Origin of the sequence: Priestia sp. YIM B13486 (genome assembly GCF_042787865.1) — a bacterium.
In the GTDB taxonomy this organism is placed as follows: domain Bacteria; phylum Bacillota; class Bacilli; order Bacillales; family Bacillaceae_H; genus Priestia; species Priestia megaterium.
Map to the genome: position 1 here is coordinate 303,420 of NZ_JBHZOZ010000003.1, position 25,669 is coordinate 329,088.

Consider the following 25,669-nt stretch of genomic DNA (forward strand, 5'->3'; position numbering starts at 1 on the left):
TATGTCTCAATCCTCTTTTAGATGAAGAAAGAAATAGCTATTTTTTAAGTCTAATTGAACCTTAAAATACCTTAACAGATCCATCTGTTAAGGTATTTTTTTGCTTAAATTTTGAGAAAACCATTGATTATTTAGAGAATAATGATATGATAAAGAAAGTCAATTGATAATGATAATCATTTACATGTGATGAAGGAGAAGATAACTAGACTTATAGAGGGAAGAAAGGAGTAAGGAAAGTTGAAGTTTTATCAGTTAATTCTTGTGTTTGCTGTACTAGCAGTTTCGTCTCTTTTTATAGGCGTACAAGATCTGTCAGCGACGGATCTCTTTCATTTAACAAAAGAAGAAAGTCAAACGCTGTTTTTTAGTCGTTTTCCTAGGCTTTTGAGCATTATTATGGCAGGAATGAGCCTTAGTATTTGCGGATTAATTATGCAGCAAATTACGCGAAATAAGTTTGTATCTCCAACAACGGCAGGAACGATGGACTGGGCAAGACTTGGTGTGTTGATTTCTCTACTAGTATTTGCTTCAGCAAGTCCTCTATTAAAAATGAGCATTGCTTTCATTTTCTCACTGGCGGGCAATCTATTGTTTATGAGAATACTAGACAGAATTAAATTTAACGATACGATTTATATTCCACTAGTCGGTTTAATGCTCGGCAGTATCGTAAGTTCCTTAGCTACCTTCATCGCCTACAAATACGATTTGATTCAAAACCTTTCTTCATGGCTGCAAGGCGACTTTTCGCTAGTAGTCAAAGGGAGATATGAACTTTTATACCTGAGTATACCGCTCGTAATAATTGCTTATCTTTACGCAGATAAGTTCACGGTTGCTGGTATGGGAGAAAGCTTTTCAATCAATTTAGGCGTGAAATACAAACAAATCGTAAACATTGGATTAGTCATTGTTTCGCTTATTACGTCGATTACGATTTTGACCGTTGGCATGCTGCCTTTTTTAGGATTAATCATTCCAAATATCGTATCGATTTACCGTGGAGATCATTTGCGAAAAAGCCTGCCTCATACAGCGCTGCTTGGAGCTGTGTTCGTACTGGCGTGCGATATTTTAGGCAGAGTCATTATTTTCCCTTATGAAATCTCTATTGGGCTAATGGTCGGTGTAATAGGAAGTGCGATCTTTCTTTTTATGCTGATAAGGAGAGGTCGTTATGCATAACAAACATAAAATCATCATTCTCGCCGCGCTGGCCGTTTTATCAGTGGCACTGTTTATCAGCTACGATTTAGGCTACTGGCAGTACACGCTGCCGCGAAGAATTGAAAAAGTTGCTGCGATTGTTTTAACCGGAGGAGCCATTGCTTTTTCATCCGTTATCTTTCAAACAATTACTAATAATCGAATTCTAACTCCTAGTATTCTAGGACTGGATTCACTGTATTTATTTCTGCAAACGTTTATTGTGTACATCTTCGGCTCGACGAATATTGTCATCATGAACAAAAATCTTAACTTTCTTCTTTGCGTTTCGCTGATGATTATCTTTTCGGTCTTGCTTTACATACTGATGTTCAAAAAAGCCGGTAAGAATATTTTCTTTATTTTACTGGTTGGAATTGTGTTCGGCACGTTATTTAAAAGCATGTCTTCATTTATGGAAATGCTGATCGATCCGAATGAATTTCAAGTTGTACAAGATAAATCATTTGCAAGCTTTAACAATGTTAATACCGATTTGCTATACATAGCAGCCGTCATATTTATCCTGCTTGGCATTTACGTGTGGCGCTTTACATCCATTTTTGATGTCCTGTCGCTTGGAAGAGAACATGCGGTAAATTTAGGTATTGATTATGACGGGCTCGTCAAAAAAATGCTGATTGTGATCGCCATTTTTGTCTCAGTGGCTACAGCGTTAGTTGGGCCGATTACCTTTCTTGGACTGCTTGTTGTGAACCTTGCGAGAGAGCTGTTCAAAACGTACAAGCACACCTATTTAATGATGGGATCACTGCTGCTTAGTGTTATAGCTCTCGTCGGAGGAGAATTTATCGTTGAAAAAGTGTTCACCTTCAGCACCACGCTGAGCGTCATCATTGACTTTGCCGGCGGAATTTACTTTATTTATTTGCTGCTAAAGGAGAATAAATCATGGTAGAAGTAACAAATGTCAGTAAAACATACGGAGAAAAAACCGTTTTAGAAAAAACATCCGTCGTGATTCCAAAAGGGAAAATCACGTCATTTATCGGTCCAAACGGAGCGGGGAAAAGTACGCTGCTTTCAATTATGAGCCGTCTCATTAAAGCCGACTCAGGATCAATATCAATAGAAGGAAAAAATATAGAGAATATTGACAGCTCAGATTTAGCCAAAAAAATGAGCATTTTAAAACAGTCCAATCAGCTGAATATCAGGCTTAGCGTACGTGAACTCGTCAATTTTGGAAGGTTTCCTTATTCAAAAGGCCGGTTAACAAAAAGTGATGAACAAGCGGTTGATCAGGCGCTAAGTTATATGAAGCTTGAAAGTATTCAAGACAAATACTTGGATGAACTGAGCGGGGGACAGTGTCAGCGGGCCTTTATCGCTATGGTCATCGCACAGGACACGGAGTATATTTTCTTAGATGAACCGCTCAATAACTTAGATATGAAGCATTCTGTTGAAATTATGAAGCTGTTGAAACGTCTCGTAGAAGACTTAGGCAAAACGATTGTAATTGTCATTCACGATATTAATTTTGCGTCTGTTTATTCGGATTATATTGTGGCACTTAAAAACGGTGAAGTAATCTGTGAAGGCCCAACAGAAACCATCATTCAAACGTCTGTATTAAAGGATATATACGATATGGATATTCCAATCGAAACGGTTAACGGACAGCGTATTTGCGTGTATTTTTCATAAAATTTATTCATGAGGTGACGAAAGTGAAAAAAGTGTTAGTAATGTTTGCAGCAGTCTTAACTGCGATTGTTGTAGCCGCTTGCGGTAATCAAGGAGCAAAAGAAACAACAGGTGGAGAAAGTAAGCAAAAAGAGACGGTAACAGTAACCGATCAGTTCAATAAAGACGGAATTAAAATTAAGAAAAACCCTAAAAAAGTTGTAGTATTCAGCATGGGTGCACTTGATACACTAGATAAACTAGGGGTTGAAGTGGCGGGCTTGCCAAAACAAGCGATTCCTGAGTATTTATCAAAGTATCAAGATGATAAGTATGCGAATGTAGGTGGCTTAAAAGAACCTGATTTCGAAAAAATTGCAGAATTAAAGCCAGACTTAATTATTATTCAAGGGCGCCAAGCAGATTCATTTGATGAATTTTCAAAAATTGCGCCGACGATCTATATCGATACAGACAACCAGCACTATGTGAAGTCATTTAAAGAAAACACAAAAGTACTAGGACAAATTTTTAATAAAGAAGATCAAGCGAAAAAAGAGCTAGCAGCAATTGATAAGCAAATTGCAGATTTGAAAAAACAAGCGGACAAACTAGATAAAAAAGCGCTTGTAATGATGGCAAATGACAGCAAAATGACAGCGTTTGGTCCGGGTTCTAAATACGGATTAATCCACGACGTATTCGGTATTAAAGCAGCAGACGACAGTTTAGATCCATCCGCTAAGCACGGTCAAAGCATTTCATACGAATATTTAGTTAAGCAAAATCCAGACTACTTATTCGTCGTTGACCGCGGTGCAGCGATTGGTGAAAAATCATCCGCTAAACAAATTGTTGAAAATGAGTACGTAAAAGAAGTCAATGCGGTGAAAAACAATCACGTTGTGTATCTGGATCCAGGCCTTTGGTATTTATCTGGAGGAGGCCTTGAGTCAATGGCTGGCATGATTAAAGAAATCAAAGCAGGGATAGAGAAGTAATAGAGAAAAGACAGACTGAGACAAAAGTATTTTAGTTGAAAGTAAATCCGAATGATTAATCAAATCATTCGGATTTTTTTATTGTTGTGGAAAGAATATAGGTTTCATATCTGTAGCTGCTTCTAGCTGTTGATTGAAGTGATTAGTTATATCTCACTCTCATTTTTTGGTGAACATTTTTCTGTCTGGCAGTGGTTTTAACTATAAAACGTTATAAACTGAACGAATACTAAAGAGCAAAGCGCAGGTATTTTCTTCTCTTTAGGTGTCTTTCTACTTATTAAATTAAGTTTATTAATAGGTGATTTTATCCATTTTCGTTCCAGAAGGAAAAAGATACAAGTTTAGTGATTAATTGAATAGCGAGAGGGAACGGAAAAAAGAGGAAAAAATCTCTAAAAGGAATTTAGTATATTAAAGAAGGAGTTAACATGTTTCGTCATCAAAAAGAACTGCAATTTGAAGTCAAAGTAGATCGCCCCGATCCGATGCTTGCTCGTCAGATTCAAGAAGTACTAGGTGGACAATTCGGTGAAATGACGGTAATGATGCAATACCTCTTTCAAGGATTTAACTGTCGAGGAGAAGAGAAATATAAAGATATGCTGATGGATATAGGTACAGAAGAAATTGGACACGTAGAGATGCTTTGTTCACTTATTAGTCAATTACTTGATGGAGCATCTCCAGAAGATCAAGCAGAAGCTGCGAAAGATCCTGCAACAGCAGCTATCATGGGAGGAATTAATCCTCAGCATTTATTAGTGAGCGGGCTTGGTGGTTTGCCTACTAATTCAAATGGAGTTCCATGGAACGGTTCATATATCGTAGCAAGCGGCAATTTATTAGCAGACATGCGTTCGAACTTGCATGCAGAAAGCCAAGGTAGACTTCAAGTAGCTAGGTTATACCATATGACAAAAGATGAAGGTGTACGCGCGACATTCCGCAAAATGCTAGCGCGTGATCGCTATCACCAGTATCAGTGGATGGAAGCTATAAACGAACTAGAAGAAAAAAATGGAGTAGTTGTTCCTGCATCTTTCCCTCCCGAGGCTGAAAAAGAATCACAGCCAGAAGCTTATGAGTTTTGGAACCTCTCAGAAGGCGCTGAATCAGAAGAGGGACCGTGGGCTACTGGAAGTGCCCCAGACGGAAGCGGTGAATATGTATACATCAAAGACCCTGTAGCAAAAGGACAGGTTCCCAATCCGGAAATTCCTGATACTTCGTTGCATCATGATTTAACTCGTAAAAAAGTTTCCTCTAAATAAAAGAAAGAAAGGCCCTCGATATGTGCGAGAGGTCTTTTTTTTGACTATAACAAAGGGTGTTATCCACGCGTTTCAGTCAAGTTACCTTTTAATATCTAGAATAAAAAAGCCGCATAGGGAAAAAGTAGGTATGTGCATATGTTAGTTTAAGAAAACAATCAAGCAATGTCAGTAAAAGGAGTGTCTGATATGTATTATTACAAAGAAGGATTAATCAATGGTATTAAACCGGATAAGCCCGATCCTGCGGCCGCGAAGGTACTGCAAGAAGCCTTAGGCGGGCAGTTTGGTGAAATGCGGACGATGATGCAATATTTCTTTCAAAGCTCTAACTTCAGAGGAAAAGAGACGCAGTATCGCGATTTAATGAAAGGTGTTTTTTTAGAAGAAATTGCTCATGTAGAACTCGTTCAAAATACCATTAATGCATTGTTAGATGAATCTGGCGGAGCCGGGGTAGGAAGTCAAGGTTCAGATCAGGCTCCTCTTGATGAAACTGTAAAACATGCTAATCCTCATCACTATATCATGGGCGCTCAAAGCTCACTGCCAGTAGATGCGGGCGGAAATCCATGGAACGGCTCGTGGGTTTATAATCACGGAAATCTAGTGGCTGATTTGCTCAATAACGTTGTATTAGAATCAACCGGCGTTTTACAAAAAACAAGAATATACGAAATGAGTTCTAACCAAACGTTAAGAGAAACGCTAGGTTTCTTAATCGTTCGAGATAATGCTCATCAAAATGCGTTTGCAAAAGCTCTTGAAACATTAGGCGTGGACTGGGGAAAACTATTCCCTGTACCAAATTATGATATTAACAAATACCCTGAATGCAGAAAATTTGTCGAGATGGGGTATCATAACACGCAATTTGATTTTAGATTAGATCCGCATCGAATGGGAGAAATATTTCAAGGGCAGACGCCAAGCAGAAATGGCGGAGACTTGAACGTAACACCTCCACCGGAAGCTTTTCCAGTCCCTCATTTATCTGAAATGCCAAATGAGCATGCTCCAGGTTTAGGAGATATGAACGCATAAAAGTATGTGAGTTGAATTTAATTAAACAAAGCTGAAATAAATAAAAAACATTGACTGAGAGCTAGTAGTCAATGTTTTTTTATTTGCTTTAGCGAAATTCTTTCATTTGTCTAGCGCAAAGCACATCTCGCCATTCCTGTAAGCGCATGATAAAGGGCTTTTTTACATCTGTTTGTGAATTTATTTGTTTTTTACAAGAAGAAAAGGGAATACTTTCTTTAATCGCTTGTGATAGAAAGCTAATAAGGGGTATGCTGCTATGAGTAACCAAAAAGATGAATTTTTATTTAAACGAGAGCTCTATCGCTTAGTACAAGAATACAAACGCTGCAAAGTTGAAGAAATTAGACCGGCAATTAAAAAGGATATTCTTCTTTTGAAGAAGGTTATAAATAACTAAAATAGATAAACACCGGCAAAAAAGCTCATGTTAGTTAATAAATGAGCTTTTTTTGCTGCTTTCAACTTGTTCAAACGAATTAGTATGTCTATAAATAGTCTCAGGAAGATGATGGACCATGTTAAACAGAGCTAACGCAGTTGTTTCTGGTTCTTCATAACGATAAATGATATCGTTTTCAATATCGCAGATTTGAAAACTGTTTAATTGTTTTGAATAACTTAGTGTAAACCTATTGGCAAGAGTATGAGTAATGTCGCTATCTCTATAATTTACTAAATTTGCTATCATGTGCTTAATTTCAGTTAGGTTCATCCACCAAGTCACCCTTTCATGTTATTGAAGTTATCATACCATGTACAGGTAGTTTGAATGTTTTTTTTTACAATTTGTAACAACAATTTTCAAAATGAAACATAAAGGTAATAAAAAGTTAAAACGAGCAGCTTAACGCAAGCTGAACATTTCCTATGAGGGGGTAGGATTTTCTTTGCAGTAGGTCAATTCCAACTTTTTATCTGCGATTTCTTTTAGCCCAATACGAATCATACTGAATACTAAAATCCATAATATAACCGTTAAAATTGTATGTCCAGCGGGCAACATACCTAGTATAGGTGAGTCCCAAAGAGCGTGCATAAAAACGACAAACAAAAATACACCGAGAAATTTTGGTTTTATCAACATGCTCCACTGAAATTTCTTATTTCCTTGGACGATACAGACGGCAGCTCCAGTCAAGGCAGCCCAAGCCACATGTCCTCCAGGAGCAAAAATACTGCGCCAAAGTATTGTAGAATAAAGCATGTGAAAGCTGCCTGAAAGAAGTGCTCTTAAAGCATAGCCAGCGGTTTCAAAAGCAGCAAAACCAGCTCCTATTGCAGCTCCTAAGAGGAGTCCGTTAAGGATATATCTATATTTAAGATTGCGCACAAAATAAATAACCGCGATAACTTTAGCCAGTTCCTCGCATATTCCAATCACGATCACGTTTGTGTTATTTCCAAGAATATCATAAAACACAAGTGCTAATAAAAGTGAAAGGATTCCGCCAATAAAAACGACATAAACAATTTTGTAAATAGCAATATTCTGCGGAGCGTTCATTTCCCAAAAGAAAATAAGCGTAGTAAATGGCACTGCAAAAGCACCGACTACAATAAGACCGGGTATGAAGTTGATGTTTTCGAACAAGCTTACCCCTAGATATAGCCCTAAGTATGCGACAAGCGCAATAAGAAAGACTCTTGCAAAAAGCCAAGGCTTTGGCCATGTATTTACAACTTCTTCTATTTTGGGAGTCGTAAGCCCTGTTCCTACAATAAAAAGCCGTTCAGCTTCCATTTCACTGTGCTGTCGGAAGACTCGAGAGAATATATTTCGAAATTTAGGTTCAACCGAACGTTCATTTCTTGAGATTTTATCAACACGATGGGCAAACAAGTAGAATATGCTGTAGTTTTCGTCGTGTTCCACGATTTCATGGCCGCAATTTAAGCAGAATTTTACCCCTTCCCGATTAGAATAAGCGCAATGGGGGCATTTCATTTATCTTCCTCCTTTTTCTAGATACAAATCGTTTGACGCTTGTCTTAGGACATCTTCTACATATATTATGTGAACTGATGAAAAAAGCATAAGAGGGTTTGATAGGTAATTTGCTTAAATAATGGAATGGTATGTGTATAAAAGACAGAAGCTATTGCTAAAAGAGACCTCATGAAACAAAAAAAGGCTGTGTCGTAAGCCGAACATTCGACTTACAGCACAGCCCTTTATATGATTGAAAATCTGGATTTAAGCCTGTTTTCTTTACAATGCTACTACGCAATAAAAAAGCTTCCTGAAATAAAAACGATGACACCAATGACCATCATTAATGTTTCGCGGTCTTTTTTTCCTGGTTTTTTATTAGCAGGAAGCAGCGATTTTGAAAGAGGCTTGGCAAAAATGATGACAAGCATGCAAACAGCAGCAAAGATGCCAAGCGCCACCTGAAAATTACCTTCAATAAAGACGCATGCCATTAAAAGTATAAGACTTATTTTTAGAAAAATTTTTGATAGGTTCACTATCAACACTCCTTTAGAACACTTAATACGAAAGACTTAGTGATTTTTTTATATGCCTGTTGTTTTCTACGGCTTGAAGAAGAAAGTGAGCGACGTCAGAACGGCTGATGTTGCGTCCGTTTTCTGGTATGCTAGCTTCTCCTATACGATAATACGTAGTTAATGGACCGCTCGTTAAACCCATTGGCCGAGCAACAGTCCAGTCGAGCCCGCTTACCTTCAAGAGCTTCACGGCTTCGTGATGATCGCGAAGCACATTTTTTAAAATACGCTGAGCAAGCCAGCCCGTCATGCCTGGAATTTCTCCGTCGATTCCGGCAGAAGCCGTGTAGGCGATACGCTGAATTCCGTTTTCATTCATACATTGAATCAGCAGATTTGTCGTTTCTACTAAAAGGGTAGAATGCCCTAGATTTTCGGTTCCAAGACAAGAAATTACTGCATCACACCCTCGCATGGCCTGACACACTTCATAATAATCAAGCACGTCGCCTTGTATGATGTGTACGTTCGCATGCGTTATCTTAAGCTTAGATGGATTTCGCACAAATGCTTTTACATAATGTCCGTTTTTAATCGCTTGCTTTATTAATTCCTGTCCGGTCCTGCCGCTTGCGCCAATCAAAAAAATGTTCATACGATCAACCCTTTCGTTTCAATGTAGGTAGTAAAAACGAAATTTTCTTTTACCATAACACATTTTTCTCGATTTAGCTTGTCAAAACATAAAAGCTGCTTACGAGATTCACCAAAGTAAGAGGTATCCTCTGTTCTTTTTTAAAACTTATGTCATAGACTGTCTAGAAAACAAAGAAATGTACGAACGGTTTATAAAGGTGTTTAATGCTATAGAAGCGAAAGGGTATTATAGGAATAAGGGACGAACAGAAGGGGCGATGCACTATGAAAAAATCGGTAAGCCGAGCACGTATCATCATAGTACTAATAGGTTTTCCGCTCATCTTTTTCATTATGGCGCTTGTGACGGGTGAGTGGCGATATATGACTTGGACCATTCCGCCTGCACTGATGTCATGTTGGACGGCACTCTTTGTATTAAGGAAGCAAGAAGAAAGATAACAGGAAATTTGAACTATTGCATCGAATTTATAGAAAAAGTATAAAATGATAGAAAGCTATAGTAAGAAAATTTAATGAAGGACGGTGTGAAGATGAACGGACAACAGTTATTGTATGGGTTGCTTACGTCTAAAGGCGATATCCTAAGAGCTGCTTATGTGTTATGTGACCACCGCATTTATACGGAAATGTCAGCACAGTATCAGCAAACGGAGCATACGGATTTTCAAGCGTCATTGATAGAAGAAATGAAATTGCTTGAAAAACAGCCTGAAGTAGACATGCATCTGCATATTTTGCTTGAAATGGCGAAGTTTTTTGAACTTCCTGTTTCCCATGCTACAACAAATGGCGAGCTGTACGAGTTAAGCGATAACATTGGAAATTTGCTTGTATCTAAATACAATGAGCTGTTTTCAATTGCACGCTGTCATACGCTGGAAGACGTAATGCGCCATCAAATCCGACTGTTCTTTCATCTAATTGATTCGCAATACATGATTGCTACAAATCGTCAGCAAGCTGTGTTTCAGCAGCAGCTGATGAATTGGATTGAACAGCTGCCCCCCATGTATCAGGAAAGAATGATTGATGCATTAGGAGAATATCAGCAGGAAGCACTTGTGAAACTGCTGCAAAAAAAAGGGACAATTGAACTGTACAAACAGCTTCCTCCGCACGCATACCCTGCTATTTCAGACCTTATGGCAACCGTAATGAGTATCTTTATTCCCGTTAATTACCCGCCAGCACTGCTATTTAGTATGAATGCGCCGCTGTTTTTAATGGCGAGCTTTGAAAGTCATGAAATTATTGCAAAACGCAAAGAAGCTGGAACTTTTTTGCCGCTGTTATTGGTAGTTGTTCAGCTGATGTGGACGTACAAGCTTGAGCATCAGGATGAGCTGTTGAATTATCAGTCTCTGCTGATCAAGTGGTCATCTGTACACACAGCGTATCAAGATTATATGAAAAAGAAAGAGCAGTCACTGTTTGACCGTGAACGGTTAGACAGCTTTATTTATAAAACAGAGCAGTATGTTAAGCAGCTCCGAGCTACGGAGAAAAAGACGGTGAAGCAAATTGAAACGCTCAAAACAGCCATTCGCCATCAGCTTGATGAAATGGAGCTCACATCGTTAAACGGAGGGCTTGTGCTTCAAAAAATGATTGAAGAGCATGAATCATTAAAACAAGATGTAGAAGAACTGCAGCGCAAGCTTTCGATTAAAGGTGATTTCTTCTCTAAAGTAAGACTGACGTTCCGTTCTGCAGAACGAGCCGTCAAAAGCAAAGTGAAAGAAGTAGAGCGTAAAAAAGTGCTTATGCAAATGACGGACTTTATTTTAGCAAATCGCTTGCCCGTATGCGTGGATATTCAAAATGAAATTTATGATTATCAAGACGAGCTGACGACGACTATTTTTCAAATTAATCAGCAGGTCGAGCTGCTTGAAGAAACAAAACAAAGCCGTCAGCTAGCCGATGCAAAAGTACGCCGCTATGATCAAGAAATAAAGCGATTTGAACGTAATTACTATGGCTTAAAAGAAGGAACCGTTGAAGAGATGGCACAGTGAAACTGGGACAAACATATTTTATCCGAACGAGTTTGATTCTCCATCAAGAATCAAACTCGTTCGGATTTTTTTATGGTGATCGTGAACATAGGTTTTATATATGTAGCTGCTTCTAGCTGTTGATAGGAGAGCAAAGCCCTGCACGGAAATTAACAGCGATGTCTCAAGCGATCCATACGAACTCATTCACTCCATCTGTCTGTCTTTAGATTGGCGTAATTTAGTTATGTCTCAATCTTATTCTCTGTCTGTAGGAGCGGACAGCTGATCTTTATACTCATCTACATAGAGCATGCCGTTTGTTGACACAACTGCATACAGCACTTGGTTCAACTGAAGCTGACGATTTGAAAGCTCAAGGTTGATCCACTGTTCGGTATAGTGAGATGTTAAGTTTTTATGAATAATTTCTCCGTCCATGATGAGTTCTACCGGTAAACTCATTTCTTTAAACGGCTTAGACAAAACGTCCTGTTTGGCAATGTTTTGATAAGCAGTTTTCTTTAATACTGACAGTTTTCCGCTTACTTCTAAAACAGCAAATTCTACTTCAGCAATGTTGAACGTTCCTAGTTCTCGTAAATGCTGATTCAAGTCGTCAATAGAATATTTGACTTTTTTCATATTTGCTTCAAGAAGCTTTCCTTTTTCCATAATAACCGTCGGGCGTCCTGTAATCCATTTTCGCAAGCGCCTGCTTTTTAGAGCTGTTGATGCTAAAAGAAAATGAATGGCTACAAGAAAAAAAAAAGAAGCGAACATCGGCAGAAATTTTAATTTTAAATCAAATCCCATATTTGCGATGAACGACCCAATAATGATGGACATCGCAAATGTAAAATGATTATTATGCGTGTTAATTTGTTTTCCAATCAGGAAAGTTGTAATGCTTAAGATAATGAAAGAAACAAAGGTTCTAAGAAGGGACATGAGAATGTCTTCCATAGGTTGTGATGTCACCTGCTTTCTCATAAATAGAAAGAGTATCTATCTCTATAGCGTTATCCATTTAAAGGATCGTTATACAAGAAAAAACACCAAGAAGAAGTGCGGATAATGCGTTCACATTCGGCTGCTTAAAAAGGGGTGGAAAGGCTGTAGGTAAGGGATCAAAGCAAACAAAAAGAATGTGCAAATTCCTTTGAAATTTTTTGGAGGATTTGTTACAATAAAGGTGCTTATTTTTGTTCGGTAAGGATAGTTCGAAGTGTTCGTCTTGACTTATTGTAAGAGCAGGAATAGAGTAATACACAATGTGTGGATTGTCACACAAGGAGGAAAAGAGATATGTTACAAGGTAAAGTAAAATGGTTCAACGCTGAAAAAGGTTTCGGTTTCATCGAAGTAGAAGGACAAGACGATGTATTCGTTCATTTCTCTGCTATCCAAGGCGAAGGTTTCAAAACTTTAGAAGAAGGTCAAGAAGTTACATTTGAAATCGTTGAAGGCAACCGTGGACCACAAGCTGCTAACGTTCAAAAGTAATTTTTTTTATAAAGTTTAAGCCGATCAGCAGAACGTTTCTCTGGTCGTTCGTTAAACTAAACTGGGAGAAGGCCCCTTTTATAAAAGGGGTCTTTTCTTGTTCGCTTTTTACACCTTGTTGACGATTTCTTTGATTTTGTAGAAGTATTCAAATATGAAAAAAACTAGTCACGCAGTATAAAAAAAGCGTATAATGAAATGATGAAAATAGGAATTGTAGAGCAGAAAGGATTTTAAAACGTATGAACAACCAACTTCAAGAAACGATGGTCGATTCACGTCGTACATTCGCCATTATTTCTCACCCGGATGCCGGGAAAACAACGTTAACAGAAAAAATGCTGTTACTGGGCGGAATGATTCGTTCAGCCGGAACGGTTAAAGGAAAAAAATCAGGCAAGTTTGCTACATCTGACTGGATGGAAATCGAAAAACAACGTGGAATTTCGGTTACATCAAGTGTTATGCAGTTTGAGTATAAAGATCACTTTATTAACATCTTGGATACACCAGGACACGAAGACTTCAGTGAGGATACGTATCGTACCTTAACGGCTGTAGACAGTGCGGTCATGGTTATTGACGGAACGAAAGGGATTGAAGCACAAACGCTTAAACTTTTTAAAGTTTGTCGTATGCGTGGTATTCCTATTCTAACATTTATCAATAAATTAGACCGTGAAGGAAAAGAGCCGCTTGAGCTGCTTGAAGAAATTGAAGATGTACTTGGTATTGAATCATACCCTGTAACGTGGCCAATTGGCATGGGGAAACGATTCCAAGGAACGTATGACCGTTTTTCAAAACAAATTGAAGTATACCAAGGAAACAAAGAGTCATATTTTGCAGACTTTGACGGTGAAAATATCGACGATGAAATTAAAAAACACGTCGATGAAATGTATTTACCAGGCTTAGTGGATGATTTATCTCTATTAGACGAAGCAGGTAATGATTTTTCAATTGAAAAAGTAAAGCAAGGCCTATTAACACCTGTTTTCTTCGGAAGTGCGATTGCAAACTTTGGTGTACAGTCTTTCTTTAATTCATTTTTACAATTAACATCACCGCCGCAGCCTCGTGAATCAACGAATGGCACCGTTCAGCCTACGGATGAAAACTTCTCAGGTTTCATCTTTAAAATTCAAGCGAACATGAACCCAGCTCACCGCGACCGCATTGCGTTCGTACGCGTATGTTCAGGGAAATTCGAGCGTGGAATGAACGTGACGTTAGCAAGAACGAACCGTAAAATGAAGCTAGCGCAGTCTCATCAGTTCTTGGCATCAAGCCGTGAAACAGTAGACACAGCGTATCCAGGGGATATCATTGGCTTGTATGACTCGGGTACGTATCAGATTGGCGATACCATTGTAGGAGAGGGAAAAGTATTCGAATTTGATGCTCTTCCAAAGTTCCCGCCTGAACTGTTTGTAAAAGTTCGTGCGAAAAATGCAATGAAATCTAAGCACTTTGAAAAAGGGATTAATCAGCTTGTACAAGAAGGAGCCGTACAGCTTTACCGTACGCCGTTCTTTGGAGATTATATTTTAGGAGCAGTCGGTGAACTTCAGTTCCAAGTGTTTGAACACCGTATGAAAGGCGAGTACAACGTCGATCTTGAATTCACGCGCATGTCTCATAACATTGCAAAATGGGTAGACAAATCAACAATTGAAGATCGCATGCTAGATTCTCGCGTGATGCTAGTAGAAGATCGTGATAAACATGCCGTTCTTATGTTTGAAAACGATTTTGTATGGCGTTTGTTCCAGGACAAATATCCATCTGTTAAATTCCTAGACCCGTTTAATCTATAAAAGAGTATAAAAAAAGGAAAACGATACATACTACTTTCATAAGTAGACAGTCGATTTTCCTCCTTTGCTTAAGAGTCAGTATTTACTGGCTCTTTTTTTAGTGAGCCACTGATTTTAAATTTAAAAGAATGACTCCTGCAATGATTAATACGATGCCAAATACCATCGTGAGACTGCCGCTTTCTTTCCAAATAACTACGCCAATCACAGCTGTCACAGCAGTTCCTACACCAGACCAGATGGCATACGCAACGCTGAGTGGAATGTGCTGAAGCGATGTGGAAAGCGCATAGAAAGCCAGACCAAACCCTAATAAAACACCAAGACTAGGCCAAAATTTTGTAAATCCGTTTGATGCTTTTAACATAGATGTGCCGAATAACTCTGAACTAATAGCAATCGCTAAAAATAAATAGGCTTTCATCGAAAACCCTCCTCTGTTAATTTCCGAAGTTGTTGTTGAATCTGTTTTTGCATGTCTGGATCCACGGGTGCGAGCCCAAACATTTGACTGAACCATAATCCGTCAGCTGCTAGGCGCACAATGGTAGCAAGGACTGGATCAATGTCGTCTTGTTCAATGTGCTGCTGCCACTTTTCGTATTGCTTTTGAAAGTGCTGCAGGAGTTCAGGATTGGTTGCAATACCTGCAAGTAACCCCGCGCTCATCACTTGTTCACGCTGAAGGTCATGAAGCGTCTCAGCGAGATAAGCCCGGCTCCATTTGCCAGGAGAATTGTCATGTTCAACTTGTACGTTTAGTCCGTCATCATATTTCTTTGTGACTGAATACAGCATTTGCTTAATCAATTCATCTTTTGAAGAGAAGTGATACAACAAACCGCCTTTACTGACGCCGGCTTCTTTTGCTACTTTTTCAAGCGTCAAATTTCCAACGCCGTCACGCTGTACAACCTGCGTAGCTGCAAGCAATATATCATCAAATGTAGACACACGAATTTCCTCCTTTTTGATTTTCCCTAGAATACTTTACCGTCTGGACGGTTTGTTTGGCAATACTTTTATTTCGAATTTCAAAAAAAATTTTTGTGCACACTAAAATATAAAGTATAAAAACAAAAATAAACGAGTAAACAAAGGGTTAATACCTTTACTATATGAAGAAAAAGAAAAAATAAAGCCTGGGTATATGAAAGATAAAAGAAAGGTGTGAAGAAACGGATGAGGGATGTGTATCAAAGTTTTCAAGAACTATCACAGTGTGAACGAGCGGGAATTGATTACGAAATAGAATGTGTCGTTCGCCGGAGAGAAATTGTCGTGCTTGCTATTCACGGAGGAACGATGGAAATTGGGACAGAAGAAGTAGCAGAAAAAATAGCAGAAAAGCTGAACGCAACGGTGTACGTATTTAAAACGCTGAAAACAGAAAATCCGTTTGAATTGCATGTTACGTCTGCAAACTACGATGAAGAAATGGCGCGTCATCTCGTTAAAAAATCAGAGGTCACGATTTCTCTTCACGGTGCCTACAGCGACGTCTGCACGACTTATATCGGAGGAAGAGACGAAAAGTTAGAAAAAGCGGTGCGTCATGCACTCTCAGGTTTTCCGATCAGTGAAACGCCCGTGCATTTAAAAGGCGTTTCACCTCGAAATATCGCAAACGGCAATCAGCGCCACAAAGGACTGCAACTTGAAATAACCACTCCGCAGTATGAACAATTATTACAGAACAATCAGCTGTTTAACGAGTATGTGAATGCGGTAGTATCGGCTGTGAACTCAGTGATGTAAAGATAAATTCAACAGCTTCCTGTATATTGGCTGCAATAAAGGCTGCTTGTACGTCAGCCCATTTTTCCCGTACATGTAACGTGTCGTGCCCAGCTCCTGTTAACACTAAAATACATTGTGCTCCTGCTGCATGGGCCGCTACGAGGTCTTTCCACCGGTCGCCAATCACGATGCAATTAGCCAAATTTAAGCTGTGCTCCTCGGCTGCTTTTAACAGCATGCCCGGCCTTGGTTTGCGGCACGAACAATTGTCTGAATCTTCATGAGGACAAAGGTAAACATCATCAAATCCAAAAGCTAAAAGCTCAGAGATAAACTGTGATTTCTTTACCTTTCCTTTTGTAATATCGGGCTGATTCGTAAAGGAAAACAGCGGAATGTTTTGTTTCTTTATGTCTATAATCGCTTGCTTTGCTTGGGGGAACAGCTGAAAATCACCTGGATATTGTATTTCATTACTGCCTCCAATCGTTCCGTCTCGGTCTAAAAATATTGCTTCAATCATATTCTTCACCTCTTTTTCTATCATAATATAAAACAGGATTAATTTGGTAAAAACTTTGTTTTTTGAAAAAAATCAAAGAAATATGACTGTCTTTTTACTTCTCATCATATGGATAAGTTAAATAGAAGTGGTGAGGAGGGGAAGACAAGTGAACGAAGAATCGTTTTATTCACCATTTATAAGCGAAGACGGAAAGAAAAAAACAATTGGAGAAATTGAGTTTTCAGATGTGCAGCGCATGATGAAAAAACATTTAGAAGAAGGCTATCAGCTTGAGTTCAAGCGCGAAGTAAGCTCAACGGTCAAACGGAAAATCCCAAATATCATCGCTTCGTTTGCCAATGAAAAAGGAGGGTGGCTTATTTTTGGCGTAGATGAAGACGACCATTCCATTAACCTGCTCGAGCGCAAAGAATATGAGCTGTTTATTAATAATATGCTTAAAGATGTCACCAATCCCATTCCTCGTATCGTTACGCGTTTTTTATCACCTGAAGATCACCCCGGGCAAGGTGTTTTTGTTATTTGGATTCCCGAAGGCCCAAACCCTCCGTACATGTCTTACGGGAAAATTTACAGAAGAATTGGAAGCGGCACATCTCCCGTTACGGAAATCGATGATCGCTATCATTTAGATCGACTCTATCAAAAATCCGAGGATCAAACGCAGCGAATAGAGGAATTTTGCACAAAAGAACTGTCTATCTATAACAGAAAATGGCCGATGCACGGGAAAAGCTATATTCATTACGGGATGTGTAATATGTACGTGCTGCCACTATATGATTTGCATTTAGTTGAACAAATGGAAGAAGAACGGTTAAAGCAATATATTTTAAGCAAGTCTAGCGAGCCAAAATACTATCGTTTGGACGAGGAGAGTACGGTGATGCTGCATACACCGTTTGTTAAAGCCTCTTATTCAGCGGAATCTATCATTTTTCGAAGCACAGATGTGATTGATGCGTATGATAAAACAATTGCGTGGGAGCAGTTTTATAACGGATCAGCTAAGTTTCATATTCCTATTCCGTACATGGAAGAATCAAAACCAATTCATGACGTATTAAAGTCAAGTATTTCAAGCTACATCGATGAGACGATTTTTGAGCAGTTTCAATATATAAACGGACCCTTTTTTCTCACATCTTTAATCAGCTGCATCGGCGGATACATTGATTGTATGATGGAATTAAAAGCAGAGCTGGAAGATATGATTATTGTGATTGACTTAGAGAACGTTCGAAACGATGTGCTTTACTTTCCGCATGAGCAATTTCAAACATTTCTAGAAGAAGAAGGGCTCGTCTTTTCAGATAAAAAGCAATATCGATTTAATCGATCATTTAAAACAACAAAATTAGGAGGGGATCTGGAGCTTCTTGCCTACGTTGATTATATCGTGACAGCGTTTGGCCTTTCAAAAAACCAGTCCATTGACTTTCTTAAACACTCATTAAATCAAGGATAAAATATACAATTTTTTGACAATAACTAAAAAAATGACAAAAGTGAAAAAAAATATGATAATATCTTTCGTAAGTAATGAGCAAGTAAAGAAGAGAAAGGGGACTCTTTTTTACGGATGCCGTTGCTAGGTAGGGTTAAACATAAGGGGAGAAAAGGCAATGAAAAAAGCGACATCCATACTTCTAATTGTCCTAGCACTGGCTGGGTTAGGAGGAGTATGCGCTGCTTATTACCATTTGGAGCAGCAAAAGCAAACGGAAGAAATGACGTATGAACAGAAGTACATAACCGTAAGAAATGCATGAAAAAACCAGCCGATCGGCTGGTTTTTTTGGGGTTTCAAGTCATAGTAAGTAAAATAAAGATTTTGCTTGTTCAGTTTTTTTAAATAACTCCAATGATGTATAGACGCAAAATAGAAAGCCAACGCTTGAAAAAACAAAAAACAAGCGGAGAAAAGGGCGTTTTCTTTGAATGCGAAAGTACGTAAAAACAACGAGTGAACATACAAGCAGTACGCTCATAGCAGCAAATCGAATCGCGAGGTCTGCTAAATCATCAACCGTACGCTGAAACAATTTTAGCGTTTCATCGTTCAAATCAGTCTCAGGAATGTTCGTTTTGTCTTGCTGATTTAACACCCCTACATCCCATTTTTCTCGACTATAATCATGAGAAACCGTGTAGTAAAACGGACCAAGCTTTTTTTCATCTGCACCGTCGTCAGCAAGTGCTGAAGCTGGGTGCATGAATGCTAGAACAAAAAATAAAAAGCTCCACTTTCTCATTACCAAAGCCTCTTTCTAACTCAGACTATCTCCCATTATAAACCAAAAATTTTTATGTTTCCATCATCCCTCTTTCCTATTTCCATTTCTATATATAAAGTGAAAGGGGGAATAAAAGATGGCAGAAAAAATTCAGCATTCAAGCCAGCTTCGCTTAGTATTAGAACAAGGAATAAAAGAGGATGGAAAACCCGATTTAAAGACAAAATCCTATATGAACATTCAGCCTGGAAGTTCTGCAGATGCACTCATTACAGCAAGTGAAACCATTGCCAGCCTACAGTCACTGCCGCTTGTTGAAATCAACGAAGTTGTCACGTTTTCACTTTTAAAATAAGAAAAGAGGTAGAGTATGAAAACTTTAACGATGCAGTTTTTGAATGAGTCACAAAAAGCAATAAGCCTATCGATTGAATCACCTAAAGATACGTTAGACGCGGCAGCCATCACAGCAGCAATGAACGCGCTGATCGCAAGCGATGTCTTTACTTCAAGCGGCGGAGCGCTCGTTTCCAGAAAAGGCGCTCAAATCGTCGAGCGAAATGTAACCGAATTTACGATTTAAAAATGAAAGTCCTTCCACTTCGGTGCGAAGGGCTTTTTTAAAAGGAGAGAGGAAGATGACAGAGTGGTTTACGCTTGTCTCAGACGTTGGTTTTCCCGTTGTGGTGACGCTTTATTTACTTCACCGAATTGAAGCCAAGCTCGATACAGTTGTGCTATCCATTCAGCATTTAACCGATGAAGTAAAAAAGTGATTATGACAATTGTAAGGCAGTTGTCATGGAAAAGTTGACGGATTTGACACCTCACACTACAATTGGTAGTGTGAGGTGTCGAATATGAAAATTGAAAAATTCAAATTTAACGAAACCGGCCTTAATCGCTTTTTTGGCCCGCTTGAAGCAAAAATTATGACGGCTTTATGGAACGGAAGTGAAATGTCCATTAAAGATGTGCAGCACGTGCTTGAGAAAGAAAAAGCAGTGAACTTCAACACCGTTATGACCGTTATGAATCGATTGGTGGAAAAAGGCGTGTTGCAAAAGCGTTTAAAAGGACGTACGTCGATGTATCAGCCGATTCTCTCTAAAGAGGAATTTATCGACGCTCAGTCGAAAGAGTTAACGCACGAATTGATCGACGAATTTGGCTCGCTTGCTGTTACTCATATGCTTGATGCGTTAGAAGAAGTTGATGATTCACTGTTAAGCATGCTCGAATCAAAAGTCAAACAGTTAAAAAAGGATGAATAATCAATGAATCAAGGAATACTAAAGCGTTCTAAGCTTATTTTTAACCTGTGCTTTTTTATTGCCGTGACGTTGCTTATGCAAATGGGCATGTATGTGCTGCATTTGCTGTTTGGATGGAATTTATCGTTTAACTTAATTTTACTTTGTAACAAAGTAGCCCACTTTTTCGGCTTGTTTTTTATTGAATACATGCTGAATGCGGTTATTTTTCATACGATGTTTGTACTGTTCATTAAAGCTGTAAAGCAAGTGATTCAAATGCGGAAAGTCCGTAAAATGATTACGAAGCTGCGAAATGAAACAACAACGGCTCACCTGCAAAAAGCGTACGGAAAGAATTTAACAGTTTTAACAACAGATCAGCCCATTGCATTAACAATGGGATTGTTTACACCGCACATCGTTCTGTCTACAGGGTTGCTCTCGGTGCTTGATGAAAATGAACTAGAAGCTGTTATTTACCACGAGCAGTCACATGTTGCAAATAAAGATCCGCTCAAAACATTTTTACTAAGCACGCTTGCTTCTGCATTATGGTATATTCCGTTTATTAAATGGAGCCATAAACGTTTCAAAGTCATGCGTGAAGTGCTGGCTGATCAAGATGCCATTGTGAAAAATGGCACGTCTGCTCACATCGGCAGCGCCCTTTTAAAAATGGTTAAAACGGGACAGACAAGTCTTTCGTGTGCGCACGTATCGTTTGCTGATACGTCGGTTAATTATCGCATTCAATATATTTTAAATCCGGAAACGAAAATTCCGATGCAGCCTCCTGTTATTTTAACGCTGACGTCGCTATACGTGTTTTTTATTTTGTGTGCGCTAATTTTTACCGCTCTAACAGCTTTGTAAGTTTGTAAGAGAGAAAGAAAAGAAGGAGATGAGATTGTGTCAAAAGCAAAGAAAAAGAAAAAAGTAACGCCCAATCAGCAAACGTCCTCGAGCAAGTGGATTTTTTGGGTGATTGGAATTATTGCGGTCTGTATTTTAGGGTTAATCGTCCTTTCTAATATGTCAAAGGGCGGAGGAGATGAAAAGGCCGCTCTTACATATGATAATCAGCCGTATCTTGGAAAAGAGTCAGCTCCGGTAGAAGTGGTAGAGTTTGGAGATTACAAATGTCCGGCTTGTAAAAACTTCACGGAATCCTTTTTCCCGCTGATTCAAAAAGATTATGTAGATACAGGCAAAGTCAAATTCTACTTTATGAACTATGCGTTTATCAACAATGACTCATCTCGTGCAGCAGAGTTTGCCGAGACGGTATATAAAGAGCTTGGGAACGATACATTTTGGAAATTCCATGAACTTCTTTATAAAAAGCAAAACGCAGCGGATGAAAAGAAAGATGTCTTAACGGAATCTTACTTAGAAGATACGCTGAAAGAAGTATCTAGCGATGCCGATGCGAAAAAAGTAGCGAGTGCTTTTAAAGATGGAAAAGGAAAAGATGCGTTTGATCAAGATATGAAGACAGCCAATAACTTAGGCATCACAGGTACACCAACCATTTATGTAGGCGGCAAAAAATTCGAAGGAAAAACAATCGATGACTTTGATCAAATGGTCAAAGATGCGGCTAAGGAGAACAAATAATGAACAAGTCTTTGGTCTTCGGGTGGATTACAGCGCTTATCGCGATGCTTGGAAGCTTGACGTTTAGTGAAGTTCTTCACTTTATTCCGTGTGAACTTTGCTGGTATCAGCGAATTTTAATGTATCCGCTCGCGATTGTGCTAGGTGTAGCCGTGTATCGGAATGATACGTTCATCTACAAATACGTCCTGCCGTTTTCAGTGATTGGTATGGCGCTTTCAGGCTATCATTATTGCCTGCAGAAGATACCGGCTCTTAAAGCATTTGAAACGTGTACAAGCGGTGTTCCTTGCTCAGGTCAATATATTAACTGGCTTGGATTTATCACCATTCCTTTTTTAGCGTTTATTGCGTTTACTGTCATTACAATTATGATGCTTGTTCTTCGCAAGCAGGCGAAAAAAGCTTAACCTCCGGGTTAAGCTTTTTTGTATGGAAACAAAAAAAGTCCCGCTTCCAAGAAGCGGGTGCAAATAGGGTACATCTATGAAAAATGATGAAATTGTTTTGACAAGAACAGTATATAAAAGAAAAGTGAAAAAACGGTGAAAAGAGAAAAGCTTTTTTTAAAAAAAGGTGAAAATATGCTTTTCTTACAAAAAAAGCCCCGCTCACAAAAAGCGGGGAATAAATAGGGGTCATTTATGAAAAATGATGAAATTGCTTTGACAAACTTAGTATACAAAAGAAAAGTGAAAAAACGGTGAAAAGATGGAAGCTTTTAGAAAAAACAAAAAAAGACCTGCTCTGGGGAAGCAGGTCTTCACAAAGGAGTAAAACTATGAAAAAAACATGCTAATTGGCTTCGCAAGTACTATCCTATACCTTTATGGTGAAAAAATGGTGAAAAGAGAAACGGGATATAAAAAAGACCTGCTTTGGGGAAACAGGTCATTAGAAAGGGAGTAAAACTATGAAAAAATATGCTAATTGGCTTCGCAAGTACTATCCTATACCTTTATGGTGAAAAAATGATGAAAAGAGAAGCGGAATATAAAAAAAGACCTGCTCTGGGGAAGCAGATCTTCAAAAGGAGTAAAACTATGAAAAAAATATGCTAATTGGCTTCGCAAGTACTATCCTATACCTTTATGGTGAAAAAATGGTGAAAAGAGAAGCGGGATATAAAAAAGACCTGCTCTGGGGAAACAGGTCATTAGAAAGGGAGTAAAACTATGAAAAAATATGCTAATTGGCTTCGCAAATACTATCCTATACCTTTATGGTGAAAAGATAGTGAAAACGATATTAGGATATAGCTCCTATTTTTCCATATTATAGATTCATTTCTCTTTAATAGGGTATACGTTCATTAGAATCGATATAAACTTAAAGAGCTGCCAGGGAGGTATATATATGGAAAAGAAACACGAAGCAACTGCAAATCAGCGCGTGGTTCATCGCACTCGAAATAGCTGGTCAGGCTTTTTGTTTGGCGTAGGGTTAGTTGCTTTTATTGATGAAGCAGTGTTTCATCAGCTGCTTCATTGGCATCATTTTTATGATAAATCCACAACGGCCGCTGGTTTAGTGTCGGACGGTTTGTTTCATGCATTCAGCTGGTTCGCTACAATTGCATCACTTTTTATGGTGGCAGATCTAAGGCGCCGAGGCGGCTGGTGGGTGAAAAGGTGGATAGGAGGAGTATTGCTTGGAGCCGGGGCGTTTCAGCTTTATGACGGGACCGTGCAGCATAAGCTTATGGGACTTCATCAAATCCGGTACGGAGTGAAGATTGCACCTTACGACATTACGTGGAATGTACTTGCATGTTTGATGCTGCTTATTGGCATCATTTTAACATGGTTTACACGTAAACAAGGTGCACATCATGATTAAATATGAAGTATTGTCTCAGCTTTTATTAGCCCTGCCTTTTGTCGCTGCCTTTTTTTTATACATGTGGGCTGTAGCTTCTTCGAATGCAACGTATAGAAAATGGTCATTATATAGGACGTCCAGCTGGACACTTGGTATTTTATGCGCCATATCTTCTGTAGCCGGACCGCTCGCAGCCCGTGCTCATATGGACTTTGCTGCGCATATGACGGGGCATTTGCTTTTAGGTATGCTAGCTCCGCTTTTAATGGCGTTAGGAGCACCTCTTACGCTGCTGCTTCGCACGCTTCCGGTTCATGCAGCCAGAAAAGTGTCAAAACTTTTAAAAGGACGGTTTGTTCGGTGCATCAGCAGTCCGGTGACAGCTTCTGTTCTTAACGTAGGAGGACTTTGGATTCTTTATACAACAAGTCTGTATGGCATGATGCATCACTCTTTTTTCGTGCATGTCGCTGTACATATTCACGTGTTTTTAGCCGGCTATTTATTCACCGTATCGATGATTTCAATCGATCCTTCGCCGCATCAAAAAACTTTTACGCACCGGGCATCCGTATTGGTTCTTGCTCTTGCTGCTCACGGTATTTTATCAAAATATGTGTACGCTCACCCGCCTATGCACGTATCGGCGGAAGGGGCGCAGCAAGGGGCTATGCTGATGTATTACGGAGGCGATTTAATCGACTTAGGTTTAATTGTGCTTCTTTGTTATGAATGGTTTAAACAGGTTCAAAAAGTATCTCTTACATAAAAAACGCGCAGAAAGCATGGTGCTTTCTGCGCGTTTTTTTAGTGAATGTTTCGTTTTTTAAAGCGTCCGCCGCGGACTTCGGTAATATCTGCAACGGCTAAAAAGGCAGTAGGATCAAAATCTTCAACAATGGTTTTTAGCTTTGATTCTTCAAGGCGCGTGATGATGCAGAAAATCACTTTTTTATCATCGCCCGTATAAGCACCTTCACCGTGCAAATAGGTAACGCCTCGACCTAGACGCGCATTAATCGCATCGCCAATTTCGTCGGAATATTCGCTAATAATCCAAGCGGATTTTGATTCTTCCAATCCTTCTACAACCGTATCAATGGCTTTAGCTGCAATGATGTACGCAAGGATGGAATACATGGCGCGGTCCCACGTGAACACAAATCCCGCTGCTCCTAAAATGAAGAAGTTGAAAAACATCACAATTTCTCCCACGGAAAACGGAATTTTTTTACTGATTAAAATGGCAAGTATCTCCGTACCGTCAAGCGCTCCGCCGTAGCGAATTACTAGTCCAATTCCAATTCCGAGAATAATCCCTCCAAAAACGGTAGCAAGAAGAACGTCTGCGGTAAACGCGGGGACTTCATGAAACATAGAAGTTAAGATGGATACAACCAGTATGCCAAAAATAGTGGAAAGGGCAAATGTTTTCCCCATTTGCTTGTACCCAATAAATACAAACGGAAGATTTAGTACAAAAAGAAAGATTCCTAGATTTACGCCAGTAAGGTGCGAAAGCATGATGGAAATACCGGTAATTCCTCCGTCGACAACGTGGTTCGGAACGAGGAAAATTTCAAGTCCTGTGGCCATGAGCAGCGCACCGATCGCAATGGCGATGGCCCTTCCAAATACCTGTCCCTTGGACAGCTTTCGGTGCTGAATTTTCGCTTTTTCGAGTTCTGTCATTTGCATGTCTCCTTTGATGCCTCATATGTATTTCTCACTTTAGAAAAGTGAAACTATCTTTAATTATACCTTACTATGCACAATTAGTGGGGATAGACGGCTTAATCACTTGTTTCACCATGTAAAAAAAGCCTGCTTCAGAGTCATAAGCAGGCTTTTTAA

34 protein-coding genes are annotated in these 25,669 nt (G+C 39.1%); 23 read left to right on the forward strand and 11 right to left on the reverse strand.

The window, feature by feature from the left end; translation table 11 throughout:
• Positions 1-240: 240 nt before the first annotated feature.
• The 7 genes from ACFX4G_RS09835 to ACFX4G_RS09865 all read left to right on the forward strand — a co-directional run bounded on the left by ACFX4G_RS09835 (position 241) and on the right by ACFX4G_RS09865 (position 6,581).
• Positions 241-1,191: an ABC transporter permease gene (locus ACFX4G_RS09835; protein ID WP_097822768.1), complete on the forward strand. Its 951-nt coding sequence runs from the start codon at positions 241-243 to the stop codon at positions 1,189-1,191.
• Complete coding sequence (locus ACFX4G_RS09840) at positions 1,184-2,131, forward strand: iron chelate uptake ABC transporter family permease subunit (RefSeq protein ID WP_060746379.1); 948 nt, start codon at positions 1,184-1,186, stop codon at positions 2,129-2,131. Before ACFX4G_RS09835 ends, ACFX4G_RS09840 begins: the two co-directional genes overlap by 8 nt.
• Positions 2,125-2,883 carry an iron ABC transporter ATP-binding protein gene (locus ACFX4G_RS09845; protein ID WP_043981407.1) on the forward strand — a complete coding sequence of 253 codons (759 nt, stop codon included), beginning with the start codon at positions 2,125-2,127 and terminating at the stop codon, positions 2,881-2,883. The genes ACFX4G_RS09840 and ACFX4G_RS09845 overlap by 7 nt, the downstream gene beginning before the upstream one ends.
• 23 nt (positions 2,884-2,906) lie before the next feature.
• Entirely contained in the window at positions 2,907-3,863 is a 957-nt protein-coding gene (locus ACFX4G_RS09850; protein WP_043981408.1) for a siderophore ABC transporter substrate-binding protein, read from the forward strand.
• A gap of 431 nt (positions 3,864-4,294) precedes the next feature.
• Entirely contained in the window at positions 4,295-5,137 is an 843-nt protein-coding gene (locus ACFX4G_RS09855; RefSeq protein WP_034650592.1) for a manganese catalase, read from the forward strand.
• Positions 5,138-5,326: 189 nt separating this feature from the next.
• Positions 5,327-6,181 carry a manganese catalase family protein gene (locus ACFX4G_RS09860; protein ID WP_097822765.1) on the forward strand — a complete coding sequence of 285 codons (855 nt, stop codon included), beginning with the start codon at positions 5,327-5,329 and terminating at the stop codon, positions 6,179-6,181.
• A gap of 259 nt (positions 6,182-6,440) precedes the next feature.
• A complete protein-coding gene (locus ACFX4G_RS09865; RefSeq protein ID WP_176521185.1) occupies positions 6,441-6,581 on the forward strand; it encodes a hypothetical protein in 141 nt (46 codons plus the stop codon).
• A 30-nt stretch (positions 6,582-6,611) separates the two neighbouring features.
• On the opposite strand, the gene ACFX4G_RS09870 is transcribed toward ACFX4G_RS09865, so the two are convergent.
• From ACFX4G_RS09870 to ACFX4G_RS09885, 4 genes are all read right to left on the reverse strand, one after another.
• Positions 6,612-6,896 carry a hypothetical protein gene (locus ACFX4G_RS09870; protein ID WP_097822764.1) on the reverse strand — a complete coding sequence of 95 codons (285 nt, stop codon included), beginning with the start codon at positions 6,894-6,896 and terminating at the stop codon, positions 6,612-6,614.
• 153 nt (positions 6,897-7,049) lie between these two features.
• Positions 7,050-8,129 (reverse strand): PrsW family intramembrane metalloprotease, encoded by a 1,080-nt coding sequence (locus ACFX4G_RS09875; RefSeq protein ID WP_377574378.1) that lies wholly within the window; start codon positions 8,127-8,129, stop codon positions 7,050-7,052.
• 275 nt (positions 8,130-8,404) lie between these two features.
• Complete coding sequence (locus tag ACFX4G_RS09880; RefSeq protein ID WP_097822762.1) at positions 8,405-8,653, reverse strand: hypothetical protein; 249 nt, start codon at positions 8,651-8,653, stop codon at positions 8,405-8,407.
• Positions 8,654-8,675: 22 nt separating this feature from the next.
• Positions 8,676-9,290 (reverse strand): NAD(P)-dependent oxidoreductase, encoded by a 615-nt coding sequence (locus ACFX4G_RS09885; protein WP_028414459.1) that lies wholly within the window; start codon positions 9,288-9,290, stop codon positions 8,676-8,678.
• Between the two features lie 266 nt (positions 9,291-9,556).
• Between ACFX4G_RS09885 and ACFX4G_RS09890 the strand changes: the two genes are divergently transcribed.
• Together ACFX4G_RS09890 and ACFX4G_RS09895 are read left to right on the forward strand one after the other, a co-directional pair.
• On the forward strand, positions 9,557-9,733 hold the full coding sequence (locus tag ACFX4G_RS09890) for a hypothetical protein (RefSeq protein ID WP_162871486.1): 177 nt from the start codon (positions 9,557-9,559) through the stop codon (positions 9,731-9,733).
• Positions 9,734-9,825: 92 nt separating this feature from the next.
• Positions 9,826-11,313 carry a hypothetical protein gene (locus ACFX4G_RS09895; protein WP_097822761.1) on the forward strand — a complete coding sequence of 496 codons (1,488 nt, stop codon included), beginning with the start codon at positions 9,826-9,828 and terminating at the stop codon, positions 11,311-11,313.
• Between the two features lie 18 nt (positions 11,314-11,331).
• Here the strand turns inward: ACFX4G_RS09895 and ACFX4G_RS09900 are convergent, their stop codons facing one another.
• On the reverse strand, positions 11,332-11,499 hold the full coding sequence (locus ACFX4G_RS09900; RefSeq protein WP_162214562.1) for a hypothetical protein: 168 nt from the start codon (positions 11,497-11,499) through the stop codon (positions 11,332-11,334).
• A 51-nt stretch (positions 11,500-11,550) separates the two neighbouring features.
• A complete protein-coding gene (locus tag ACFX4G_RS09905) occupies positions 11,551-12,273 on the reverse strand; it encodes a DUF421 domain-containing protein (RefSeq protein ID WP_255255674.1) in 723 nt (240 codons plus the stop codon).
• A 327-nt stretch (positions 12,274-12,600) separates the two neighbouring features.
• On the opposite strand from ACFX4G_RS09905, the gene cspD reads away from it, so the two are divergent.
• Together cspD and ACFX4G_RS09915 are read left to right on the forward strand one after the other, a co-directional pair.
• The gene (gene cspD / locus ACFX4G_RS09910) at positions 12,601-12,798 is read left to right on the forward strand and encodes a cold-shock protein CspD (protein ID WP_013057877.1); all 198 of its coding nucleotides are present in this window, start codon (positions 12,601-12,603) and stop codon (positions 12,796-12,798) included.
• A gap of 242 nt (positions 12,799-13,040) precedes the next feature.
• Complete coding sequence (locus tag ACFX4G_RS09915) at positions 13,041-14,618, forward strand: peptide chain release factor 3 (protein WP_016764821.1); 1,578 nt, start codon at positions 13,041-13,043, stop codon at positions 14,616-14,618.
• A gap of 97 nt (positions 14,619-14,715) precedes the next feature.
• On the opposite strand, the gene ACFX4G_RS09920 is transcribed toward ACFX4G_RS09915, so the two are convergent.
• Positions 14,716-15,042, reverse strand: a complete 327-nt coding sequence (locus ACFX4G_RS09920) for a DMT family transporter (protein WP_013057875.1) — start codon at positions 15,040-15,042, stop codon at positions 14,716-14,718.
• Positions 15,039-15,572: a TetR/AcrR family transcriptional regulator gene (locus ACFX4G_RS09925; RefSeq protein WP_043981414.1), complete on the reverse strand. Its 534-nt coding sequence runs from the start codon at positions 15,570-15,572 to the stop codon at positions 15,039-15,041. The genes ACFX4G_RS09920 and ACFX4G_RS09925 overlap by 4 nt, the downstream gene beginning before the upstream one ends.
• Before the next feature lie 228 nt (positions 15,573-15,800).
• On the opposite strand from ACFX4G_RS09925, the gene ACFX4G_RS09930 reads away from it, so the two are divergent.
• Positions 15,801-16,376 (forward strand): poly-gamma-glutamate hydrolase family protein, encoded by a 576-nt coding sequence (locus ACFX4G_RS09930; RefSeq protein ID WP_043981415.1) that lies wholly within the window; start codon positions 15,801-15,803, stop codon positions 16,374-16,376.
• Here the strand turns inward: ACFX4G_RS09930 and ACFX4G_RS09935 are convergent.
• Entirely contained in the window at positions 16,327-16,881 is a 555-nt protein-coding gene (locus ACFX4G_RS09935) for an HAD-IIIA family hydrolase (protein ID WP_097822759.1), read from the reverse strand. The genes ACFX4G_RS09930 and ACFX4G_RS09935 overlap by 50 nt on opposite strands.
• A gap of 148 nt (positions 16,882-17,029) precedes the next feature.
• On the opposite strand from ACFX4G_RS09935, the gene ACFX4G_RS09940 reads away from it, so the two are divergent.
• Entirely contained in the window at positions 17,030-18,352 is a 1,323-nt protein-coding gene (locus ACFX4G_RS09940; RefSeq protein WP_377574383.1) for an AlbA family DNA-binding domain-containing protein, read from the forward strand.
• Between the two features lie 157 nt (positions 18,353-18,509).
• On the forward strand, positions 18,510-18,656 hold the full coding sequence (locus tag ACFX4G_RS09945; protein ID WP_013057870.1) for a hypothetical protein: 147 nt from the start codon (positions 18,510-18,512) through the stop codon (positions 18,654-18,656).
• Positions 18,657-18,695: 39 nt separating this feature from the next.
• Here the strand turns inward: ACFX4G_RS09945 and ACFX4G_RS09950 are convergent, their stop codons facing one another.
• Positions 18,696-19,139, reverse strand: a complete 444-nt coding sequence (locus ACFX4G_RS09950; protein WP_013083930.1) for a hypothetical protein — start codon at positions 19,137-19,139, stop codon at positions 18,696-18,698.
• Between the two features lie 118 nt (positions 19,140-19,257).
• On the opposite strand from ACFX4G_RS09950, the gene ACFX4G_RS09955 reads away from it, so the two are divergent.
• The 9 genes from ACFX4G_RS09955 (at position 19,258) to ACFX4G_RS09995 (ending at position 24,584) form a co-directional block, all read left to right on the forward strand.
• Complete coding sequence (locus tag ACFX4G_RS09955; RefSeq protein ID WP_013057868.1) at positions 19,258-19,476, forward strand: DUF1659 domain-containing protein; 219 nt, start codon at positions 19,258-19,260, stop codon at positions 19,474-19,476.
• A 15-nt stretch (positions 19,477-19,491) separates the two neighbouring features.
• Positions 19,492-19,704: a DUF2922 domain-containing protein gene (locus ACFX4G_RS09960; RefSeq protein ID WP_377574386.1), complete on the forward strand. Its 213-nt coding sequence runs from the start codon at positions 19,492-19,494 to the stop codon at positions 19,702-19,704.
• A 55-nt stretch (positions 19,705-19,759) separates the two neighbouring features.
• On the forward strand, positions 19,760-19,897 hold the full coding sequence (locus tag ACFX4G_RS09965) for a YvrJ family protein (protein WP_013057866.1): 138 nt from the start codon (positions 19,760-19,762) through the stop codon (positions 19,895-19,897).
• Between the two features lie 84 nt (positions 19,898-19,981).
• Positions 19,982-20,395, forward strand: a complete 414-nt coding sequence (locus tag ACFX4G_RS09970; protein ID WP_013057865.1) for a BlaI/MecI/CopY family transcriptional regulator — start codon at positions 19,982-19,984, stop codon at positions 20,393-20,395.
• Positions 20,396-20,398: 3 nt separating this feature from the next.
• Positions 20,399-21,250, forward strand: coding sequence for a M56 family metallopeptidase (locus tag ACFX4G_RS09975; RefSeq protein WP_377574389.1), 852 nt, complete (start codon positions 20,399-20,401; stop codon positions 21,248-21,250).
• A 36-nt stretch (positions 21,251-21,286) separates the two neighbouring features.
• Positions 21,287-21,994 carry a DsbA family protein gene (locus tag ACFX4G_RS09980; RefSeq protein WP_097822755.1) on the forward strand — a complete coding sequence of 236 codons (708 nt, stop codon included), beginning with the start codon at positions 21,287-21,289 and terminating at the stop codon, positions 21,992-21,994.
• Entirely contained in the window at positions 21,994-22,404 is a 411-nt protein-coding gene (locus ACFX4G_RS09985; RefSeq protein WP_043981422.1) for a disulfide oxidoreductase, read from the forward strand. Before ACFX4G_RS09980 ends, ACFX4G_RS09985 begins: the two co-directional genes overlap by 1 nt.
• 946 nt (positions 22,405-23,350) lie before the next feature.
• Positions 23,351-23,833: a DUF2243 domain-containing protein gene (locus ACFX4G_RS09990; protein WP_043981423.1), complete on the forward strand. Its 483-nt coding sequence runs from the start codon at positions 23,351-23,353 to the stop codon at positions 23,831-23,833.
• Positions 23,826-24,584, forward strand: a complete 759-nt coding sequence (locus tag ACFX4G_RS09995) for a cytochrome c oxidase assembly protein (protein ID WP_377574392.1) — start codon at positions 23,826-23,828, stop codon at positions 24,582-24,584. Before ACFX4G_RS09990 ends, ACFX4G_RS09995 begins: the two co-directional genes overlap by 8 nt.
• Before the next feature lie 38 nt (positions 24,585-24,622).
• On the opposite strand, the gene ACFX4G_RS10000 is transcribed toward ACFX4G_RS09995, so the two are convergent.
• The gene (locus tag ACFX4G_RS10000) at positions 24,623-25,507 is read right to left on the reverse strand and encodes a YitT family protein (protein ID WP_074895024.1); all 885 of its coding nucleotides are present in this window, start codon (positions 25,505-25,507) and stop codon (positions 24,623-24,625) included.
• Between the last annotated feature and the right edge of the window lie 162 nt (positions 25,508-25,669).

Excerpts from the sequence above, each read along its gene's own strand:
- ACFX4G_RS09915 (WP_016764821.1), top strand. The coding sequence starts at position 13,041 with ATGAACAACCAACTTCAAGAAACGATGGTCGATTCACGTCGTACATTC.
- cspD (WP_013057877.1), top strand. The coding sequence starts at position 12,601 with ATGTTACAAGGTAAAGTAAAATGGTTCAACGCTGAAAAAGGTTTCGGT.
- ACFX4G_RS09890 (WP_162871486.1), top strand. The coding sequence starts at position 9,557 with ATGAAAAAATCGGTAAGCCGAGCACGTATCATCATAGTACTAATAGGT.
- ACFX4G_RS09845 (WP_043981407.1), top strand. The coding sequence starts at position 2,125 with ATGGTAGAAGTAACAAATGTCAGTAAAACATACGGAGAAAAAACCGTT.
- ACFX4G_RS09870 (WP_097822764.1), bottom strand. The coding sequence starts at position 6,896 with ATGAACCTAACTGAAATTAAGCACATGATAGCAAATTTAGTAAATTAT.
- ACFX4G_RS09855 (WP_034650592.1), top strand. The coding sequence starts at position 4,295 with ATGTTTCGTCATCAAAAAGAACTGCAATTTGAAGTCAAAGTAGATCGC.
- ACFX4G_RS09965 (WP_013057866.1), top strand. The coding sequence starts at position 19,760 with ATGACAGAGTGGTTTACGCTTGTCTCAGACGTTGGTTTTCCCGTTGTG.
- ACFX4G_RS09895 (WP_097822761.1), top strand. The coding sequence starts at position 9,826 with ATGAACGGACAACAGTTATTGTATGGGTTGCTTACGTCTAAAGGCGAT.
- ACFX4G_RS09960 (WP_377574386.1), top strand. The coding sequence starts at position 19,492 with ATGAAAACTTTAACGATGCAGTTTTTGAATGAGTCACAAAAAGCAATA.
- ACFX4G_RS09865 (WP_176521185.1), top strand. The coding sequence starts at position 6,441 with ATGAGTAACCAAAAAGATGAATTTTTATTTAAACGAGAGCTCTATCGC.
- ACFX4G_RS09990 (WP_043981423.1), top strand. The coding sequence starts at position 23,351 with ATGGAAAAGAAACACGAAGCAACTGCAAATCAGCGCGTGGTTCATCGC.
- ACFX4G_RS09860 (WP_097822765.1), top strand. The coding sequence starts at position 5,327 with ATGTATTATTACAAAGAAGGATTAATCAATGGTATTAAACCGGATAAG.
- ACFX4G_RS10000 (WP_074895024.1), bottom strand. The coding sequence starts at position 25,507 with ATGACAGAACTCGAAAAAGCGAAAATTCAGCACCGAAAGCTGTCCAAG.
- ACFX4G_RS09875 (WP_377574378.1), bottom strand. The coding sequence starts at position 8,129 with ATGAAATGCCCCCATTGCGCTTATTCTAATCGGGAAGGGGTAAAATTC.
- ACFX4G_RS09995 (WP_377574392.1), top strand. The coding sequence starts at position 23,826 with ATGATTAAATATGAAGTATTGTCTCAGCTTTTATTAGCCCTGCCTTTT.
- ACFX4G_RS09900 (WP_162214562.1), bottom strand. The coding sequence starts at position 11,499 with ATGAGTTCGTATGGATCGCTTGAGACATCGCTGTTAATTTCCGTGCAG.
- ACFX4G_RS09985 (WP_043981422.1), top strand. The coding sequence starts at position 21,994 with ATGAACAAGTCTTTGGTCTTCGGGTGGATTACAGCGCTTATCGCGATG.
- ACFX4G_RS09840 (WP_060746379.1), top strand. The coding sequence starts at position 1,184 with ATGCATAACAAACATAAAATCATCATTCTCGCCGCGCTGGCCGTTTTA.
- ACFX4G_RS09950 (WP_013083930.1), bottom strand. The coding sequence starts at position 19,139 with ATGAGAAAGTGGAGCTTTTTATTTTTTGTTCTAGCATTCATGCACCCA.
- ACFX4G_RS09920 (WP_013057875.1), bottom strand. The coding sequence starts at position 15,042 with ATGAAAGCCTATTTATTTTTAGCGATTGCTATTAGTTCAGAGTTATTC.
- ACFX4G_RS09970 (WP_013057865.1), top strand. The coding sequence starts at position 19,982 with ATGAAAATTGAAAAATTCAAATTTAACGAAACCGGCCTTAATCGCTTT.
- ACFX4G_RS09935 (WP_097822759.1), bottom strand. The coding sequence starts at position 16,881 with ATGATTGAAGCAATATTTTTAGACCGAGACGGAACGATTGGAGGCAGT.
- ACFX4G_RS09945 (WP_013057870.1), top strand. The coding sequence starts at position 18,510 with ATGAAAAAAGCGACATCCATACTTCTAATTGTCCTAGCACTGGCTGGG.
- ACFX4G_RS09975 (WP_377574389.1), top strand. The coding sequence starts at position 20,399 with ATGAATCAAGGAATACTAAAGCGTTCTAAGCTTATTTTTAACCTGTGC.
- ACFX4G_RS09885 (WP_028414459.1), bottom strand. The coding sequence starts at position 9,290 with ATGAACATTTTTTTGATTGGCGCAAGCGGCAGGACCGGACAGGAATTA.
- ACFX4G_RS09955 (WP_013057868.1), top strand. The coding sequence starts at position 19,258 with ATGGCAGAAAAAATTCAGCATTCAAGCCAGCTTCGCTTAGTATTAGAA.
- ACFX4G_RS09930 (WP_043981415.1), top strand. The coding sequence starts at position 15,801 with ATGAGGGATGTGTATCAAAGTTTTCAAGAACTATCACAGTGTGAACGA.